Source organism: Mesobacillus persicus (assembly GCF_900109925.1).
Taxonomy (GTDB): domain Bacteria; phylum Bacillota; class Bacilli; order Bacillales; family Cytobacillaceae; genus Mesobacillus_B; species Mesobacillus_B persicus.
Genome location: NZ_FOBW01000001.1, coordinates 488,193 through 505,961, shown reverse-complemented (window position 1 = coordinate 505,961; position 17,769 = coordinate 488,193). Strand labels below are relative to the sequence as shown.

Genomic DNA, 17,769 nt, shown 5'->3' with positions numbered 1-17,769 from the left:
TCAGCGCCGATGGTAGTTGGGGGTTTCCCCCTGTGAGAGTAGGACGTTGCCAGGCAAAATGAAAGAACAGCTGATTTGACAGCTGTTCTTTTTTTTGCGTGAGCTAGAATAACAACCACCTCGACAGATTGGAAGTGGTTGTTATCGTTACTCGGCTAAATCCCTTAGTTCCATTATCAAATGATTCTAGTGTTCCCGTTGGTATACTTTCTACGTGATTTAGATAAGAAATAGGTCAACAGAAATAAGATGAGCCCGACCTGATTGAATTGTAAATAAACCTTTAATACATCTCCAACAGAAGTGACTGGATAAAAACCACTCAGAAGCAATGTTGGAAAAACTGTAATTAGCATGACTATATAATGGATAAAAATTTGCTTTTTAAAACTCCATTTGCTAACTTGATAGATTACACTGGCCACTCCTAGGAAAAAAGCTATTAGACCATAAAAAAAGAAAAGGTTTGAAGTCTCTGTCAACCCTTGGACCTTATTCCACAGTGAAATCATTAGAAAGAAAAACAATGGAATAAAACCTCTAATTAATCCCTTGAAAAATAAATGCATTATATTATCCGTCCTTAATTACTTAATCTATTTTATTTGTAATAGTTTACCATTATTCATAAGGTTTGTCAGGTTCTTACTTCAACGAAATAAAGGAACATAAATATTCTAAAAAATAGTTGTCAAACTTAGTCTTTTGAAATATAATCAATTTAATCAAAATAAATGTAAGGAAACATAACATAATAGTGAGGGGTAATGTTACATGACTGAAACGTTAGTATTAAATGAAACTTCTATTCTAGATGAAATAAAAGAGACAATTAAAAGGAAAAGTGTAGAACTCCTACACTTACAATTTGTAGATATTGAAGGAATCCTAAAGCATGTGACAGTAACTGTTGAACAATTAGAAGATGTTGTTGAAGGGAAGATGATGTTTGACGGCTCTTCAATCAAAGGTTTTTCCCCAATCAATAAATCCGACCTATACTTACAACCTGACTTAACTACATTCGCGGTATTACCTTGGTCAGTAGAAGAAGGCTATTCAGAAGCGCGATTCTTATGTTCTGTAAAAAATCCAGATGGCACTCTATTTGAGGGAGATACAAGAAATGTCCTGAAGAAGACTATGAAGAGGGCAGCGGATCAAGGCTACACGATTTCAGTAGGACCTGAGTTAGAGTTCTTCTTATTTAAAAATGATGAAAAAGGATATGCCACTCAAGAACTTGGCGATAAAGCTGGTTATTTTGAACCATCTCCTCATGACCTTGGGGAACGTGTCCGCTTAGAAATCTACCGTGCCCTAAAGGCAATGGGTTTTACCATCGAAGCGTCTCATCATGAAGTAGCAGAAGGGCAGCATGAAATCAATTTTAAATATGCAGACGCCCTAACGGCAGCGGATTTGTCGACTACGTATAAGTGGGTTGTAAAGACGGTTGCACAGAAGTTTGGCTTGCATGCGACGTTTATGCCAAAGCCGGTTTTCGGAATCAACGGTTCTGGAATGCACGTCAATATGTCCTTCTTTGAAGGAAGTGAAAATGCCTTCTTTGATCCATCTGATGAGTTAGAGCTATCTGAAATAGCTTATCACTTTATTGCAGGGGTACTTGAAAACGTGAAGAGCTTTGCGGCAGTAACAAATCCACTTGTCAACTCTTATAAGCGATTAGTTCCTGGATATGAAGCACCATGTTATCTTGCTTGGTCTGCTTCGAACCGTTCTGCTTTAATTCGGATTCCGGCTAAAAAAGGCCTAGCAACCCGTGTAGAATTACGTTGTCCAGATCCATCTTCAAACCCTTACTTAACTTTCGCGGTGATTGCTGCCGCTGGGTTGGATGGAATTGAAAAAGGACTAGAAGCACCAGCCCCTATCAATGAAGATATCTTTCATATGACCGAAGAGAGAAGAGCGGGTTTAGGAATTGACAATCTACCTGGTAGTTTAAAAGAAGCAGTCACTGAAATGGAATCAAACGAATTTACTTACAATGCATTAGGTAATCACGTCTATAACGAATATGTTTCGATGAAAAGAGCAGAATGGGACAGCTACCGCACAGCTGTTCACGCATGGGAAATCGAAAACTATCAGTCTAAATTCTAGTAGAGAAAAAGACTTCAGAAAGTCACAGCGAAAGTGACTTTCTGGGTTTTTTTTATTAGGTGCTTCCTGAAGAGAAGAAGTTTCGATACAAGGCCGTTCCTACATTTTATCTATTCATACCCGCAACATGCTAAATGGTTGCAGCCGGTACGGAAACCTATGATAGACTTGGGTTATCTATATAAAATGTGCATTTTTCCAGGGTGAGACAAGTAATTGTATTAGGGCATATGATTGTAAATGGAAGAGGAGGGGTTTGTTGGGAATTGACCTTTTAATGTATACCCTAATGTTTCTAGGACATTTGGTAAGCGTCAGTTTAGCAATGGGTATTTTCATTTCTATTTTTGTAAAAAGCAGAAAAAAAGGTTTTGTATTTTTAGCGATTTATATATTGCTAAATATATATACTCTAACGGTTGGATTTGACTATTCAGCAGTGATGGGTGTTGGTATGTTGATCATATACATCGGTATAGGTTTATTAGCATATTTTGTTATAAGAAAAAGACTCTCCAACGTAGCAACAATCGACTTATAGCGTAATTCGTTTAAAGGCTTCATAAAATAAAAATAGAACGTCCAGTGATTGAGACGTTCTATTTTTATGGCTAAATCAACCTTCTATTTGGTTTTGTCCTTCTTGCCCATACGCGCAGTCGCTATTGCAGCAAATAAGTCACCAATCAATGCAAAAATAGCTTGCATCAGATTCATTCCTCCTGTTAGATAACCTTTATCTTTATACTACCATAAAAAGTCAAAAGGATAGCTGGTAAAAGGGCGGTTTCCATAAAGGTTTAACTTATTTCACTGCCCTTAACCCTTTCCAATCAAGAATGTCCTGAACACCTTCTTCGCAAACTCCATAAGAACGCCAAGAACAAGTTTCGCAGACTGTTTGGATATCGGTGGGTACAACATTTTTACGAATGTGAAATTCAATGTCTTCCCAATGGAGAATTTGTCCAATTTTGAGTCCTATTTTTTCTAAAATAACTGCATCTCTTTCATAAATATTGTTGTCTTGGCAGTGGTATTCACCCGTGTTTGGGTATTTTTCACACAACTGATCAGGCCCATTCACAAGTTGAATTAATGTTTTAGGGTTTTGTCTCAAGGTTTGATGCAAACGTGTCATATTTTCAACATATTCTTCGGAATATCCCATTCCACGATAGCCGAGAAGGCAAAATAGATGGTGCCCACGTAATTTATACATACTGTTCCCCCTCAGTAGGACAAGTGATTGTGTTTATATGTTAACTAAATAATCATATGGTTAACTTACATGGTTATTTTACCATATTCCACCTGTTGAGTTGGTTTTTTTTCTTTTTTAAATAGTATGAGTTTTATTAATCCGCTTGGCAAACAGGCTTTTAGATCGTTTTTTACATTTGTAAAAAGGTCTCCTCAGGAGAAGTTAGTAAAGTATAAACCCAAGTAAGGTAACGTAATTCTACTACCATGGTTTTCAAAATCGCCGTTAAAGGAGTCTGATCTCAACGGGTGCTACTTATAATAGAATTATGATGCTGGAATTTTCTGAATAGATATACCAACTGGATTGTTTAGAAATCATCTTTTGTTATTTTAGGTAAGGAGTGATGCAAATGAAAGAAAATTTGAGGTTTGCCTGGATAGCTTCGTGGTTTGCACTTGTAGGCCAGTTAGTGTTTTTCATTGGTGTATCGATTTTCACAGGAGATTGGCGTTATGTCATGTGGAGTTTTATGGTGAGTATGATCGCAGGAGTACCGAGTATGATAAACACTTGGAAGGCTCAGAAAAAGACTAGTAGTAATAAATTGTAACTTACAAACTAGAACAGTGAAGTAGTCTAATGTTCACAAGAATCAAAGTGGAAAGTATAAATGGATTGTGAAAGTTTCCTCAGTTAATGAAGGCTCGTCTTATTTTCAAGACGAACCTTTTATTATCCCTAGCCATAGTTAGATTCTTTTAAAACCACCAGCTTGTCTCCCTCATCTAGGGTCAGTTTCCCAGTAAAGGTGACAAAGACCACCGTCCCATTCTTTTTACGAATACATAAAGGAGTCCCTTCACCAGGTAATTCGTTCTTGCTTACGGTTTTCTTTTCGTGAATTTCAATGATTTCAAATTGATATCCGATATTCACTTTCCTATTGAGGTCTTTAAACGTTTCCTCTTTCCCGAAGAGGAGATTTGCTTTGATTGAGGGAGGAAGTTCCTCCCTGTCGGCAAGATCTGTTCCCACTGGCAGCGAAAAGGTGTTGTGATAGCCAAATTCGGGAATATAGGATTGGCAGACAAGTGCGTTGTAGGCAGCATCGCCTTTCATCGCCAAAATGGTTTCATAGGGTGTTAAGTCGACTTCATACTCACTATGTTCAGCAAGAATTTCCCCGTGATAGGTTTTGATTCCCAATTTTTTTGCTAGGTACAGACTATCACTAGAGGTATCCGTCAGGAGCACCGGTGTCCCTAAATTTTTAAGTTGATTAGCAAACGCAATCGCAAAACTGCTTGCGCCAACCATTAAAACGCCAGGTGATTCGGTACCTGATAGGTTTAGCCGCTTAGAAATCGGTCCGACCGTAAACCCGTGCACACACACGGTAATAAAAACAAGGGCAAATGTTAAAGTGGTCAAAATCGAAGCATCACTATATCCCTCCTTTAAGAGCGATTCAGCGAAATAGCCCGAAACCGTTAGCGCAACAATTCCTCTTGGCGCAATCCAACCAATCAGCGTTCTTTCTTGTATGGTAAGTTCAGTTTTAATCGTAGAAATCCAAATCGACAATGGTCGGACGACGAACAGCATCGCTACTACAAAACTAATGATCGGCCAAGTGAAAATCTCCATGATCGTTTCTCTTGTGAGCGAGGCTGTTAGTAAAATAAACACAGTCGATGTAAGAATCACGGAAATATCCTCTACAAAATGGCCAATGCTGCCAATCGATAAAACGTGTTTCCTAGCATGCCCTAAGGTAAGTCCCATGACGGTTACCGCAAGCATGCCAGTTTCATGCATAATCACTTCACCGATTGTGAAGCAGAGGAGAACGAACGAAAGAATTATTGGTGATTTTAAATATTCCGGAAACAGTCCTCTGCTGGCAAGATAGCTTACAAGCAAACCCATCACATAACCAACGAGCGTAGCAAGGAGCGCTAAGATTAGAAAATCGAACAAATCCATCACATGAAAGGAAGAGTTGGCGGTGATTTTGAAAATCTCATAGGCGAAGAGCGCAAGAAGAGGACCAATCGGATCAACAATAATTCCTTCCCATTTTAAGACGGCTGTCGTTCTTGGTTCTAATTTCGCCTGCCTGAGAAGTGGGATAATGACAGTAGGGCCAGTCACCACAAGGAGCCCGCCGATAATAAAAGCAATTTCGATACGTAGACCAGCGATAAAATGGGCGGCCAATGAACCGCCCATCCAAGCAAGGAAGGTACCTAAGGTCACGATTCTAAACACAGACTTGGAAATCCCCTTCACTTCTCGCAAGTCTAAGCTCGTACTACCTTCAAATAACACAAGGGCAACAGCAAGGGAGATAACAGGGCTATATAGCTCTCCGAGTATGTCTTGTGGATTTATAAGTCCGAAAACAGGACCAATCAACAGGCCGGCAATGGACATGATGACGATGGAGGGCCACTGAATCCGCCACGCGAACCACTGTGAAAAGATCCCGAGTGCAATAACGGTTACGATGCTGAACAAGGCTGTTTCCACCATGTATTCTCCCCCCTTATCAACTAGTTGTAACTATTTATGTGTTTTTTGAAGCATGATAGAATGGATGTAAATAGCTCCCATTTTTGAATCGGATTATTAAAACCGGGCGGCAAATTTGGAAGCAAAAGAACCGTCCCCATGCTTTATTTTTCCCAAACTAAGGGGTGGGTAAACTTAAAGGCTTAGTTTGAAGTTTGGGTAATCGGTTAATGATAGTAATAAGGCTAGAAGCATTTACTAGATTTTGAGAGTAAGATGGCTATTAGTTTCAATTTCTAATAAAATCCACCACAGGAGGGTTGTCTATGTCTAGACTGATGAAATTTGCTTCCATTTTTTTGATGATTCTTTTGTTTCTGATTCTGTCTGCTTGTCAAAACCAAGAAGATAAAAACGAAGCTTCATCAGATGTTGATGAAAAGCAAACTGAGAGCGGTGAAAATAAGGTGGAGGAAGAATACACTCAACCTGAGAGTGATGCAAATAAGCAGGAGAAAGAAAATGCTCAACCTGAAGTTTTCCAATTGAGGAATGAAAAATATTATATTCATGGCATTACTCTAGGAGATGATAAAGACGTAGTCTTAGAGAAGTTAGGGGAGCCAGACGAAGAAAAGGAAGATTCCTCCGAGTTAAACCCTGCTGATTACGTTCTGTCTTTTGATAATCTAGAAATTTATATAACAGATAATCAAGTCGTTCGTATGTTTATTAGTACGAATCAGGGCTACTTTAATCGGGTCTTTTATGATGACTATCCAAATCCAGCTGAAAAGTATATTAGTGAAGATGGTTCTATGTACTATTTATACAAAGAGGAAACAGAACAACTCATCTACGCTAAATTGGGTGAAAATGATGAATTTATGATTTTCTTCGATTATGCAGACGGGAATTTTCAGCACAACCTGGAAACAGGATGGATTAAGAACGTTAATAGTGTGGATTCATCCTCAGCAGATCAGGATCAGGTATCCTATGCTCCGTATGGAAACAGCCGTTTTGGCTTTACTTTTGAATATCCACAAGAGTATACAGTGGACCCACCACCAACCAATGGGGACGGCGTGACCATTCATAACGAGGACTTCAAACTGTTGGCCTATGGGGGTCATACGAATATTCTTCGTGATGGAGAGACCGTTAACACCTATTATGAGGAAGACCTTGCACAAATCTCTGTACCGATTAGTTACAATCGCCTTAAGGATAACTGGTACGTTTTGTCCTATAAGGAGGGGGAACTGATAAATTATAAAAAATTCTTTTTCAGTGAAAATGCCTTTAATACCTTTTTGATTACGTATCCTGCAAGCAAACAGGATCTTTATGGGCCGATTACGACTCATATATCGGAATCCTTTGTGCCTGGGTTCTAGGATTGGGGTTGCAGCTAACTATTAGAAGCAGGATTAACTCATAACATGCTAAAAAGGAAACAAAGAAAAGGTCAGTACATTGGCCTTTTCTTGTTATCTCTATGCTAGACGGAAGCAAGAGAACCGTCCCTATTGTGGCTTATAAATTTTCCCAAGTCCCCATACTTTATGAACTTCGCCTTCTTGCATGTCCATGGTTGCTTTTGAGATCATGTTGATTTTGGCATCGATGTTGTCAATCATATGGCATAGATGCGCTTCGAGTGTGATGGGTTCGGCGGTGCTTCCCCAGCCGTTGCTAAGCGGACCATGGTGGCTAGATATGATGTTCATTAACTCATAAACCACGGTGATTTCTTCTAAGGAAACGGTACGCTCATTGCGAATTGCTACAAGCTTTCGGTCAATCATCTGGTTGACAATCTGAATATGCCCTAAAAATTGGCCAAACAGCGTATATTCCGGTGCGGTAAAGTCCTTTGACATTTCGATGATTTTTCCCATGTCATGAAGCGTTAGGGCCGCATACATTTTGCTGCGATTGACCGCCTCACCATATTGGTCGCAAATATTCTTTGCGATTCTTAGTAAGGATAATGTGTGATAGGCAAGGCCACTTTTAAAATTATGGTGCATTTTCACAGCAGCGACATGGTTCATAAACAACTTTCTATGATCCTCAAATAATTCTGAGGTGATTTGATGTAAGATCGGAATTTTGATTTCATCAATATACGAACGAATTTCTTCTTCCATGCTTTCAATTGGTTCTGGGGCTGTTTCAATAAATTCCCCGTGATCCACTTCGCCGTTTTCAGCCAAGCGGTACCCGCTAATCGTCATTTGAACTTGTCCATTATATTCGGAAGCATCTCCAGTCATATGAACCACGGAACCAGTTGAGAAAATCGTTAATAGCTCCTCAACACTTCTACCTCCAAACCCGTTATTCCACAGCTTGCAGGCAACCATTTTGTGTTTTTTCGCCACAGTAATGTTTAAATACGGATCGCCTTTCTTCGTTTTATCCTGTTTCACTTCTTTCACAAGGCAAAAACCTTCGAAAGAATTACCTGGTGCTAATTCTAATAAACACGTAACCGCCATTGTTTAACCTCCAATTAGTACAACTTATATGTTAGAAAATCGTTTATTTGTCCAAAGAACGTACGTTCCTTAATTATAGCATGAATCAATGATGGCTTAAAGGTGGGATGTCCAGGTGTATAATAATAAAAACAAGATGATGGAACTTAATGGATTCTTCCTATGATAAAATCAGATGGTGAAATTCAAAAAGTCGAAAAATTAAAGGTGAAACTAAAGCATGATTGAGAAGGACAACCTGCTAATTAGATGTATGAACCGTAATGATTTTGAAGTGATGGTTAAATGGCTAAATGACCAAAAGGTGTTGGAATTTTATGACGAGCCACCTTCAAACCTTGAAATGGTAAAGGAAAAATACGGTCCTAGAACTGAGGGAAAGCATTATGTAACCCCTTGTATTGTTGAATATAAAAATCAACCCATAGGCTATATACAATATTATGAAATTCAGGAAGCTGAATTGAAAATTTACGGATTTACTTCAAACCAAAAATACTATGGCATAGATCAATTTATTGGAGAAACTAAATTATGGGGCATGGGGATAGGAACAACTATGATTATAATGATGTTGAATTTTCTTAGAAGAAAAGGTGCCTCAAGAGTTGTTTTAGAGGTAAGTAAACATAATATTAGGGCCATTAAGAGCTACGAAAAATGTGGTTTTAAGAAGACTATAGAAATGAACAATAAAACAAACGTAATGGAATGCAATTTATCCGATGTTCACTTTAACCAATCTTGTTAATTATATATTATCACTGTTTTTTTAGAAGTTGATTGGTTGCCCGAAGTCAACGTAGACGGTTAACAGAGTAATTTAATTTAAAGAAATCCTCATAGCATTTGTTCATCCAAGAAAAATAACAAAAATCAATCACTTGGATATCTTAAATACGAAAACTGTATAAAAAAGGATTGGGTGAAGTCGTTTGAGAAGAAATAAAATGTCCAAAACGCATTTGCTGTTTAATGTTGCCCAAATTGTCATTCCTTGGTCAACACTGTTTTTCATGTGCAAGCAGGATATCAAACAATTAAAATCATTAAGATGAACATTAGTTACCCAATGTTTTTTGTTTATCTGTATTTCAAAGCACTACTTCTATATGCTGTTCAGTACCTAGTCGAAAGGCGAAAGCTTTTTTATTGGATAACTTTAAGTAAGAACAGCTCCAAACTTGAGGCAGGATTATGATATCTTGTCTTTTTTTTTGTATTGAATACATTAATATACTTATTGTGGGAATTTTCAATATAATAGGTGAAACTAAATGTCGTTAAAAACGTATATTTACTAAGAACATGATATTTTACAGGAGAGAGGGTTGAAATGGTACCAATCCTATTATCAGTGTTATTGGTGTTCGTACTTGTTTTTTCCATCATTCTCGTGATTCAAAGAAGAAAAAAGGCTGGCATCACAGGAATGAAAAGTGCGTTAACACCGATATGTTTTTTTCTTATAGGAATAACCAATCTTTTAGCGTACTGGTTTCATTTCATGGGGATAATGAATTGGTTTATTTCTGTGACTTTGTTGATTTTAGGCGCTTATTTTACAAAATATATGCCTTTAACTGAAAAATGATTGTAAAACGGTAGGGTTATCAAGGGAACGGGGTCTCTTGGAATACCACAGTGGGAAAGGGGTCTTGGTTTTGTTAACGTTATTCAAGAAAAGTATTAAGTTTCCTATCATCTACTTTGCGGTATCAATTGTTTGGCAATTGGTTGTCTATAGAGAGGTTAGTTGGGTCGATAGTATAGGAATCTGTTTGCTGACGTTCCTTATTTTATTCTTTTACCATTGGACCAATGTCCCTTACAACTGGAAGAAGGGTCATAATGAATAGGAATTGATTCAAAGGATTTGGTCCTTATCTCATTCGCAAGCAGCCATGGTGTTTACTGTTGTGAATGGTTCTAGGGCAACAAAAAATCACCGATGGTAGTGGAAGTTGGGTAGTAATTATGGTTGAATGGACGATATAGGATTTTTTGTAATACATAGGAAGAAGGCTATCCATTGAAAACAGAAAAAGAAAAGATGTTGGCTGGAGAAATGTACAATCCTGCTGACCCTGTTTTATTGAAGGAACGTGAAGAAGCAAGACGCAAGCAAAAGTGGTCGATAAAGATCGTCTTGGTTTCAAACGCAAATATGTAAGGTGTTAAAATAGAGCTGTCAGGAGGAACGTATCTTTTATGGAAAAGGGAACCATTGAGTTGACGCTAGAACAACGGGAAGAATTACTTGAAACATTGAAAGCTCGTTTTGAGAAAAATAGGAACCGCCATGAGGGGATGGATTGGGAGAAAGTTCAAACCAAACTAGAAGGTAATCCTGAAAAGTTAGGGTCGCTATTTGAAATGGAGAGAACCGGTGGGGAACCGGATGTTGTCGGTCATGAGAACGACGAATACCTATTTTATGACTGTTCAAAAGAAACACCAAAAGGGCGAAGAAGTATTTGTTACGACCGAGAAGCGCTAGAATCTAGGAAGAAACACAAACCAGAAAATAGCGCAATGGATATGGCGAATGCCATGGGGATTGAACTTTTAACAGAAGAACAATACCGGGCATTGCAGAAACTAGGGGAATTCGATTTAAAAACCTCAAGTTGGGTGAAAACACCTGCTGCTATTAGAAAACTCGGTGGGGCCCTTTTCTGTGATCGTCGCTACGACACGGTCTTTGTGTACCATAATGGAGCGGATTCCTATTATGGAGTAAGGGGGTTCCGTGGTTCGCTAAGGGTATAAACATAGAGAGCAACTGAATAAATATAAGAGAGAGAGCAAGACCCATTGGGAAAATGGTGAATGAGGTGGATTTATTTTAAAAGGGTTACAGATTTTTAACTTTATCGGTAATTATATGATTTTTTATAACATACTTGGACATTTGTACTTTTTTCGAGTACCAGTAGATAACCATCTAATTAGTTTGATTGGATATCTGTTAGTGTTCGTCCTATCAGTGTTGACCACGTTTTATACCTTTTATTATGCTAAAAAGGTATATACCAATAAAAGTTCTAGTTGATGGATGGGTTAATAACGTTGTTTGTAGTAGGTTTTTGAGAGGACAGCTAATGAAGCGGCTGTTCTTTTTTGTTTAAAATAGGACGCCAATGTAAATGACGTTAGCGAAATTACGAAGGATGTACTCACACCATCCATGGTTTAGCTCCATAGAGGAAATCTCCCCTATTAAGTCGAAATCTATAAATAGAGAACAAGGAACAAAATTTTAATATCGGGGGACGTACTAGATGGGGAGATTATCAGGGAAAGTGGCCATCATTACTGGTGGTGCAGGTGGGATCGGGAAAGTAACCGCTGAAAGGTTTTTGAAAGAGGGGGCTAAGGTTGTCTTAGTTGACTTGTTTACAGAATCCCTTCAAGAGGTTAAAAAAGAACTAGCATCGCTGGGTGAAGTATTTACCGTTCAGGCAGATGTTTCAAAGGATGCCGATGTCCAAAACTATGTCAATCAAACGGTTGAGAAGTTTGGGAAAATTGATGTGTTTTTTAATAATGCTGGTATTGTTGGGAAAATGGGACGGTTAGTGGATTTGAGTGTAGAGGACTTCGACCAAGTCATGAATGTGAATGCACGGGGCGTGTTTTTAGGTTTGAAGTATGTATTGCCAGTCATGATTGAGCAAGGTTCCGGGAGTGTAATCAATACCTCATCCGTTTCCGGTTTAGACGGAAGTCATCGACTATCCCCTTATATCGCTTCGAAACATGCGGTTGTCGGGTTGACGAAAGCGGCTGCTGTTGAAGTAGCGAAAACGAATGTTCGGGTGAATTCGGTTCATCCATCACCTGTTGATACGAGTATGGCTCGTGATTTAGAAAATGGCCTCAATGTGGATAAAGAGAAATTAGCGAAAACCATCCCATTGCGCCGTTATGGGGAATCAGAGGATGTTGCAAATTTGGTTCTTTTCCTTGCTTCAGATGAAAGCGCGTTTATTACTGGGGTCCAGTATCGGGTGGATGGAGGAATGGGTGCGATGTAGGTTGGTTTTCCTACATCCGATGAAATTAAACCCCTGAAGCTGCGATAAAGTGCGAAGAGAAGTTAGGAAATGAAGTAGGTGACTCTGATGAATGTTAGATTACATCCTGCCCTACTAAAACGTCTTGTGGTAACTACTCACAGGACGTTATTTATTGAAATAAGCGCATTTGGAAGCAAGAGAACCGTCCCCATGTATATTTTTAAGTCAATCCACACAGTCTATGTCTACATTGGGCTATAGCCAAGTGGTAAGGCAACGGACTTTGACTCCGTCATTCGTAGGTTCGAATCCTGCTAGCCCAGTTAAGATAAATGAAAAACGTTGAACGCTCGTATTAGTTCGGCGTTTTTCGCTTTAAAAGAGGGAGAAACTAATGGCGAATGAGACATGGGACATCCAAACGAAATTCACTCGTACTTTAATACAGAAAGCGGAGAATCATTTTTTTTCCTATATGGATCATATCGCACAAAATGTTGCCTACCTTTGCTTGTCCGCAGAAGAAGAAGGAATACCCTTGAAAATGAGGAATGACCAAACGTTGTCTGAATTCATTTCAGACCATTCCGAGGAAGCCACAGGGGAATTTCGGATGATTCTGCAGATGTCTGAAAGTGTAGAAGATTTTTTTTATGAGGCAACTCATTCTTGGCTTGTAAGGGAAGTACAGGATGTACTTACAGAACTGATTTACTCAGACCGGCAGCCCCTTGAACGGTGGCTCAATGAAAAGTCTGAATTGGTTGAAGGAAACTTATTAGAGTCTTTTGAGAAGGATTCACTGCTTGTTACTTTTGAGTTATTGGATCATGAAGAAATTCATCACATCGTACATAAAGAAATAACCGAGCAACTTTTAAAAGAGGTTTATCCAATGAATTTTATGTTTTTATATAAAAAAGGTGAAAAGCTCTATCGGCGAAAAAATAGATAGGACGGTTATCTACTTCCTCAAAAAAATGAGTAAAATCCAACCGGTACCAGGATATATAATTGGAAATTTGAGAGTATAATGGGTTTGAAACCCAATATACTTTAAACAACAAATAAGAATTTAAGGGGAATATGCATGGAGTATTGGTACTGGCTTATTCTTGCATTTATTTTAATCTATGAACCTATCTATGGGTATTTCGACTATCAAAAATTCAAAAAAAAGGTTCGTAGCAATCCAAATGAAAGGGTCAAATATTATAAAAAGGTGATGGTAGGCCTGTGGATCCCAACCCTACTCATTTTATGTTTGATTGTGATCGGGCCCCTCAGTTTTAAGGATATTGGCCTAAAGGGAGTAGAGGTCGATACTCAGACGTTAGGAACCTGGATGACTTATGTTTCTTTTGGAATAGGAATTGTGTATACTTTGAGCCTTATATATTATTTAATTGGCGCCAAAGTTAGCGTGAAAATGAAGAACGAGATTGCTAAAATTCAAAAGAAAGAATTAGAGAAAAGTAAATTTGCAGATATTATGCCTGTGACAATTGAAGATAACAAAATGTGGACATTTGTTTCATGGACAGCAGGGATCACTGAGGAGGTCATTTACCGGGGGTTTTTAATTTTTGCTTTATCGCATCTATTTCCGACTTTATCCGTGTGGGTGATCATCATCCTTTCCTCTATTCTATTCGGACTCGCTCATACGTACCAAGGATTCTCCAATGTCGTTCGAACGACCATCTTTGGCTTGTTTTTTGCTGTATTATATATTGGATTAGATTCAATTCTGCCTCTTATCGTTTTTCACTTTTTAGTTGATTATATCGGGAAAATCGGAAATGGAGAAGAAGATGAAAACTAGTTAGACCATGGAAGCTATTTGCAGGTTTGCTCGATTCAGCGTATAGACCAAGAGTAGCCACTTCCATCATAATGAAGATTTGCACATCATATACTATCTCTACTACTAGATAGAAGAAAGAGGTGGAGAAATGACTCGGAAAGAACTGCAGCCCATCATCTGGGCCATGCTTGGAACGACGGTATTATCTACCTTATTCAGTGGACTCAATTACAAGATCAACCGAAAAAACATCACCACCGAGGCACCAACCCAAAAAGTAGAAGTAAACAAAAGAGTTGGTAGACTACGCCATTCATGAAGCAAGGGGACGGTTCTCCTGCTTCTTTTTTTGTAATTTTTTACTATCTATTTGGACGGTATTGCGGTTGGTCTAGGTAGGATTGTCCATGTACATGCTTAACTCGAGGAAAATGCAGGTTTACCAATGGTTTTGTCGAATTGTTTTACATAAAGAGAGAGATAAAGGAGCAACTGCAGTGAAAAAAATCAAACAATTATTCCTCCCTGAGAATGGTCGAATACTAGTCGTTTCGGACATCCATGGGGAGTTAGAACTTTTTGAACAGCTATTGAAGAAAGTAAAATTCAACAAAAATGATTATTTGATCATTAATGGAGACCTTTGTGAAAAAGGGCAGAACAGCATGGGAACGGTAAACTACGTTATGCAGCTTTCAGCCAATAATCCGAATGTGCATGTTATTGAGGGCAATTGTGAAGCGTTGGTAGACGAGCTATTATCGGAAAACCCGAAGTTGGTGGATTATCTTCTAGCGAGGAAACATTCAATATTTCATGAATGGTTGGAACACCTCGGACATCGAGTGGATGAGAATACTAAAATCCAGGAGATTAAAACAATTTTAACTAGAAACTTTGCAAAAGAAATCAATTGGCTGCATGAACTTCCAACTCTGATTGAAACGGACGATTATCTCTTCGTTCATGCCGGAGTTGAGGATATCGAAAATTGGCAGGACACAAAAAGGGAGGTGGCAATCAGTCTCCCAGCCTTTTTCGAGAAGTCACATCGGACAGAGAAGTTTGTCATTGTCGGACATTACCCGGTAGTAAATTATTCTTCTGAGGTGTCAGCCAACAATCCGATCATCGATAGGACGAGAAAGATGATATCAATTGATGGCGGAAATGTTGTAAAAACCTCAGGCCAGCTAAATGCGTTTATTATTCATCGAACCAGTAGGAAAGATGAGTTTTCTTATACATATGTTGACCCGTTCCCAGTTTGCAAAGTGGTGAAAGATTTTAAAGCAGAGCCTAAGAGAAGTGGTTCAATTGTCTTTCCTAATTACGAAATTATCCCGTTAGAAAAAGGTTGCGACTTCACTTTGTGTCATCATCCGTCCACAAATCAAATGCTGTACGTGAAAAATGAATATATCCATAAAGAAGATAATGGAAAATATACGGCTTCGGATGACGTGCCTTGTAGTTTCTTGAGCATACATAAAGGAGAGTATGTGTCCGTCATCGATGATCGTTGCACTGGATATTCGTTAATTAAAAAGGAAGGGACTCTTGGGTGGGTGCCGAAAGATACCTTGGACCTAATGAGATAGACTTTCCTTTTGTCTCAACCATTTGAAAAATTTCACGTGTAGAATTAAAAATACATAATAAATCACTGGATAAACCATGAAGGAATAGAACAAATTCCAATTGTTGTGCCAATGGATGCCTAATTTAAGAGATGCCCATTCGAAAACAGTTGAAAAGACGGCCCAGCCCATTAGATAACCAAATTTCTTCCACTTTGTTGATTGGTAAGGATACCAGTTGATAATTAAGATGCTTGCTGCAGGATAGATCCCCCATTTAACTAAAAGGGATGCAAAGTCTGCATGATCTCTCATGAAAAAGCCCCATGCTTTGAAATAGTAAGTGGCATATGTATCGAAATATTGTTGAATGCACAGGGCAAAAAAAGTGGTTGAATAGATTACTGTAATCGGAAGCCGTTTACGGGTTTTAATAACCAATATATTAAATATTAAAATTGAGAAAACTAAGAAAATCCATTTCAAGTAGTTGTTATCAATGCTCATTTGTTACCTCTATCTTATTTTGGGGTATGTATTGCTTATTTTGTAACTTCCTAGAAGATATATACGATTTTGTAGGTATTTAAAAGAAATGGATTGTTTAGAGTAAGTCAGTTCGGCTTCCCTTTTCGGTGATTTTAGGGCTTTACTTTGTGAGAGAACAATCAAACTGTCGGTTTTTTTTCAGAAGGAGATGTTGATTTGGTTGAAAATAAGGATCTGCCATCTTTACAGCCGGTTATTTATGATCAGGGGGACACACTTTATGCAATTCAGACGTATATGCCAAAAGCGAACAGAGAAATTGCTATTGGGAAACTCGGTTCTTTTTCTTTTGAAAAAGGTACGTATGTTTATGTTGGGAGTGCGAAGAAAAATATTCAATCGAGGATCGCAAGGCACTTGAGAATAGATAAAAAGTTTCGTTGGCATTTTGATTACTTAAGGCCGTATCTAAAAATAGAGAAGTTCCAAACCTACCCTGGGGAGGAAGGGGAATGTCAGCTTTTTCGTAGGTTAATGAAAGAAAATAACGGGTCCGTGCCTGTTCACGGGTTCGGCTCTTCCGATTGCAAATGTGCTTCGCATCTATTCTATATTCCTCATATAGAGATAAGTCGTAATAACAAAAAATGATTAGTAAGCATCTTTTCATAGGACATTTTTTGGTTGTGAGAGAAAGTTGGAAGCAGAAGAACCGTCCCCATGCTGCACTAATTGAAAGAAATAGTACAGGTGTACAAGTTATCTATTAAGCTGTTGCCTTATGTTTTCAACGTTTTACCCCATTTAAAATCATTGCCATGAGACAGGGTTAACTAGGTAAATGCTTAATACATAATGGAGAGACAAGCAATCTGAAACCAGATTTTTGTTTTTGGAAGAGAAAGTTGGAAGCAGAAGAACCGTCCCCATGCTTTTCCAGAGTTACAAAAATTTACAGGTGCACAGGGTTTTTTTCTCGTGTTATATTGTTTGTACGCGATACCGATACGGGTGATCGTGGTTAGGAAAAATGGGGAAGTACTCAAGTGGCTGAAGAGGCGCCCCTGCTAAGGGTGTAGGTCGGGCAACCGGCGCGAGGGTTCAAATCCCTCCTTCTCCGCCATTCTTTCTATGGGAATGTCCTGGTATCGACAGGGATAGTTTGAGCTTATATTGCGAGTCGTGGGGACCCGTCCACGTTAAAAACGTCAACGCCTATAACTGGCAAACAACAAAACAACTTCGCTTTCGCTGCCTAAAAACAGCTGATTGCGGTTCCTCCCTCCATCGTCCATGTGGTAGGGCAAGGGACTCAAATGTAGTGGACTACGCCGGATTCCACCGTTTGAGGAAGAAGGAAGAGACTAATCAGACTAGCAGCTTCCATGCCTGTCAGTAGGCTATCGAAGCAGGCGAAACCAAATGATACTGACTACACTCGTAGACGTATAAGTGGCAATATTTCTGCACATGGGTTCGACTCCCATCATTTCCACCAAATAGGCCGTGCTAG

19 protein-coding genes, 2 tRNA genes, 1 other RNA gene and 1 pseudogene are annotated in these 17,769 nt (G+C 38.7%); 18 read left to right on the top strand and 5 right to left on the bottom strand.

Features of this window, described 5'->3' with window-relative positions; all coding sequences use genetic code 11:
• Positions 1–176: 176 nt before the first annotated feature.
• Positions 177–569, bottom strand: a complete 393-nt coding sequence (locus tag BMX30_RS02545) for a DUF3021 family protein (protein ID WP_090740830.1) — start codon at positions 567–569, stop codon at positions 177–179.
• Positions 570–774: 205 nt separating this feature from the next.
• On the opposite strand from BMX30_RS02545, the gene glnA reads away from it, so the two are divergent.
• On the top strand, positions 775–2,130 hold the full coding sequence (glnA, locus tag BMX30_RS02540) for a type I glutamate--ammonia ligase (protein WP_090740828.1): 1,356 nt from the start codon (positions 775–777) through the stop codon (positions 2,128–2,130).
• Positions 2,131–2,389: 259 nt separating this feature from the next.
• Positions 2,390–2,671: a hypothetical protein gene (locus tag BMX30_RS02535; RefSeq protein ID WP_090740826.1), complete on the top strand. Its 282-nt coding sequence runs from the start codon at positions 2,390–2,392 to the stop codon at positions 2,669–2,671.
• Positions 2,672–2,935: 264 nt separating this feature from the next.
• On the opposite strand, the gene BMX30_RS02530 is transcribed toward BMX30_RS02535, so the two are convergent.
• On the bottom strand, positions 2,936–3,352 hold the full coding sequence (locus BMX30_RS02530) for a DUF1284 domain-containing protein (RefSeq protein WP_090740824.1): 417 nt from the start codon (positions 3,350–3,352) through the stop codon (positions 2,936–2,938).
• 394 nt (positions 3,353–3,746) lie between these two features.
• Between BMX30_RS02530 and BMX30_RS02525 the strand changes: the two genes are divergently transcribed.
• Positions 3,747–3,947, top strand: coding sequence for a hypothetical protein (locus BMX30_RS02525; RefSeq protein WP_090740822.1), 201 nt, complete (start codon positions 3,747–3,749; stop codon positions 3,945–3,947).
• Between the two features lie 128 nt (positions 3,948–4,075).
• Here BMX30_RS02525 and BMX30_RS02520 read toward each other — a convergent pair whose 3' ends face one another.
• Entirely contained in the window at positions 4,076–5,872 is a 1,797-nt protein-coding gene (locus tag BMX30_RS02520) for a cation:proton antiporter (RefSeq protein ID WP_090740820.1), read from the bottom strand.
• A gap of 305 nt (positions 5,873–6,177) precedes the next feature.
• On the opposite strand from BMX30_RS02520, the gene BMX30_RS02515 reads away from it, so the two are divergent.
• A complete protein-coding gene (locus tag BMX30_RS02515; RefSeq protein WP_090740818.1) occupies positions 6,178–7,251 on the top strand; it encodes a hypothetical protein in 1,074 nt (357 codons plus the stop codon).
• 129 nt (positions 7,252–7,380) lie between these two features.
• Here the strand turns inward: BMX30_RS02515 and BMX30_RS02510 are convergent, their stop codons facing one another.
• Positions 7,381–8,358 carry a 3'-5' exoribonuclease YhaM family protein gene (locus BMX30_RS02510; protein ID WP_090740816.1) on the bottom strand — a complete coding sequence of 326 codons (978 nt, stop codon included), beginning with the start codon at positions 8,356–8,358 and terminating at the stop codon, positions 7,381–7,383.
• 220 nt (positions 8,359–8,578) lie between these two features.
• Here BMX30_RS02510 and BMX30_RS02505 point away from each other — a divergent pair, with 220 nt between their 5' ends.
• The 11 genes and pseudogenes from BMX30_RS02505 (at position 8,579) to BMX30_RS02460 (ending at position 15,788) form a co-directional block, all read left to right on the top strand.
• A complete protein-coding gene (locus tag BMX30_RS02505) occupies positions 8,579–9,109 on the top strand; it encodes a GNAT family N-acetyltransferase (protein ID WP_090740814.1) in 531 nt (176 codons plus the stop codon).
• 585 nt (positions 9,110–9,694) lie between these two features.
• On the top strand, positions 9,695–9,952 hold the full coding sequence (locus BMX30_RS23850; RefSeq protein ID WP_090740812.1) for a hypothetical protein: 258 nt from the start codon (positions 9,695–9,697) through the stop codon (positions 9,950–9,952).
• Between the two features lie 70 nt (positions 9,953–10,022).
• Positions 10,023–10,217, top strand: a complete 195-nt coding sequence (locus BMX30_RS02495; protein WP_090740810.1) for a hypothetical protein — start codon at positions 10,023–10,025, stop codon at positions 10,215–10,217.
• Positions 10,218–10,390: 173 nt separating this feature from the next.
• Positions 10,391–10,477, top strand: a pseudogene (locus tag BMX30_RS23845) (maltose acetyltransferase domain-containing protein); the annotation flags it as partial.
• 92 nt (positions 10,478–10,569) lie between these two features.
• A complete protein-coding gene (locus BMX30_RS02485) occupies positions 10,570–11,130 on the top strand; it encodes a DUF4256 domain-containing protein (protein ID WP_090740806.1) in 561 nt (186 codons plus the stop codon).
• A gap of 512 nt (positions 11,131–11,642) precedes the next feature.
• Entirely contained in the window at positions 11,643–12,398 is a 756-nt protein-coding gene (locus BMX30_RS02480; protein WP_090740804.1) for an SDR family NAD(P)-dependent oxidoreductase, read from the top strand.
• Between the two features lie 233 nt (positions 12,399–12,631).
• A tRNA-Gln gene (locus BMX30_RS02475) sits at positions 12,632–12,703 on the top strand.
• A 71-nt stretch (positions 12,704–12,774) separates the two neighbouring features.
• The gene (locus BMX30_RS02470; RefSeq protein ID WP_090740803.1) at positions 12,775–13,335 is read left to right on the top strand and encodes a hypothetical protein; all 561 of its coding nucleotides are present in this window, start codon (positions 12,775–12,777) and stop codon (positions 13,333–13,335) included.
• 135 nt (positions 13,336–13,470) lie between these two features.
• Positions 13,471–14,205, top strand: coding sequence for a CPBP family intramembrane glutamic endopeptidase (locus BMX30_RS02465; RefSeq protein ID WP_090740801.1), 735 nt, complete (start codon positions 13,471–13,473; stop codon positions 14,203–14,205).
• Between the two features lie 130 nt (positions 14,206–14,335).
• Positions 14,336–14,506 carry a hypothetical protein gene (locus BMX30_RS23375; protein WP_170843771.1) on the top strand — a complete coding sequence of 57 codons (171 nt, stop codon included), beginning with the start codon at positions 14,336–14,338 and terminating at the stop codon, positions 14,504–14,506.
• A 178-nt stretch (positions 14,507–14,684) separates the two neighbouring features.
• Positions 14,685–15,788 carry a metallophosphoesterase gene (locus tag BMX30_RS02460; RefSeq protein WP_090740909.1) on the top strand — a complete coding sequence of 368 codons (1,104 nt, stop codon included), beginning with the start codon at positions 14,685–14,687 and terminating at the stop codon, positions 15,786–15,788.
• Here BMX30_RS02460 and BMX30_RS24045 read toward each other — a convergent pair.
• Positions 15,777–16,274 (bottom strand): CBO0543 family protein, encoded by a 498-nt coding sequence (locus tag BMX30_RS24045; protein ID WP_090740799.1) that lies wholly within the window; start codon positions 16,272–16,274, stop codon positions 15,777–15,779. The two genes, BMX30_RS02460 and BMX30_RS24045, sit on opposite strands and share 12 nt — an antisense overlap.
• Before the next feature lie 198 nt (positions 16,275–16,472).
• Between BMX30_RS24045 and BMX30_RS02450 the strand changes: the two genes are divergently transcribed.
• From BMX30_RS02450 to ssrA, 3 genes are all read left to right on the top strand, one after another.
• Positions 16,473–16,907: a GIY-YIG nuclease family protein gene (locus BMX30_RS02450; RefSeq protein WP_244532485.1), complete on the top strand. Its 435-nt coding sequence runs from the start codon at positions 16,473–16,475 to the stop codon at positions 16,905–16,907.
• 381 nt (positions 16,908–17,288) lie between these two features.
• Positions 17,289–17,379: transfer RNA gene (locus BMX30_RS02445), tRNA-Ser, on the top strand.
• Positions 17,380–17,389: 10 nt separating this feature from the next.
• Positions 17,390–17,754, top strand: a transfer-messenger RNA (tmRNA) gene (ssrA, locus tag BMX30_RS02440).
• The last annotated feature ends 15 nt before the right edge of the window (positions 17,755–17,769 follow it).

Bases quoted from the DNA above. Each gene is read 5' to 3' on its own strand.
- BMX30_RS02545 (WP_090740830.1), bottom strand. From the start codon at position 569: ATGCATTTATTTTTCAAGGGATTAATTAGAGGTTTTATTCCATTGTTT.
- glnA (WP_090740828.1), top strand. From the start codon at position 775: ATGACTGAAACGTTAGTATTAAATGAAACTTCTATTCTAGATGAAATA.
- BMX30_RS02530 (WP_090740824.1), bottom strand. From the start codon at position 3,352: ATGTATAAATTACGTGGGCACCATCTATTTTGCCTTCTCGGCTATCGT.
- BMX30_RS02525 (WP_090740822.1), top strand. From the start codon at position 3,747: ATGAAAGAAAATTTGAGGTTTGCCTGGATAGCTTCGTGGTTTGCACTT.
- BMX30_RS02520 (WP_090740820.1), bottom strand. From the start codon at position 5,872: ATGGTGGAAACAGCCTTGTTCAGCATCGTAACCGTTATTGCACTCGGG.
- BMX30_RS02515 (WP_090740818.1), top strand. From the start codon at position 6,178: ATGTCTAGACTGATGAAATTTGCTTCCATTTTTTTGATGATTCTTTTG.
- BMX30_RS02510 (WP_090740816.1), bottom strand. From the start codon at position 8,358: ATGGCGGTTACGTGTTTATTAGAATTAGCACCAGGTAATTCTTTCGAA.
- BMX30_RS02505 (WP_090740814.1), top strand. From the start codon at position 8,579: ATGATTGAGAAGGACAACCTGCTAATTAGATGTATGAACCGTAATGAT.
- BMX30_RS23850 (WP_090740812.1), top strand. From the start codon at position 9,695: ATGGTACCAATCCTATTATCAGTGTTATTGGTGTTCGTACTTGTTTTT.
- BMX30_RS02485 (WP_090740806.1), top strand. From the start codon at position 10,570: ATGGAAAAGGGAACCATTGAGTTGACGCTAGAACAACGGGAAGAATTA.
- BMX30_RS02480 (WP_090740804.1), top strand. From the start codon at position 11,643: ATGGGGAGATTATCAGGGAAAGTGGCCATCATTACTGGTGGTGCAGGT.
- BMX30_RS02470 (WP_090740803.1), top strand. From the start codon at position 12,775: ATGGCGAATGAGACATGGGACATCCAAACGAAATTCACTCGTACTTTA.
- BMX30_RS02465 (WP_090740801.1), top strand. From the start codon at position 13,471: ATGGAGTATTGGTACTGGCTTATTCTTGCATTTATTTTAATCTATGAA.
- BMX30_RS23375 (WP_170843771.1), top strand. From the start codon at position 14,336: ATGACTCGGAAAGAACTGCAGCCCATCATCTGGGCCATGCTTGGAACG.
- BMX30_RS24045 (WP_090740799.1), bottom strand. From the start codon at position 16,274: ATGAGCATTGATAACAACTACTTGAAATGGATTTTCTTAGTTTTCTCA.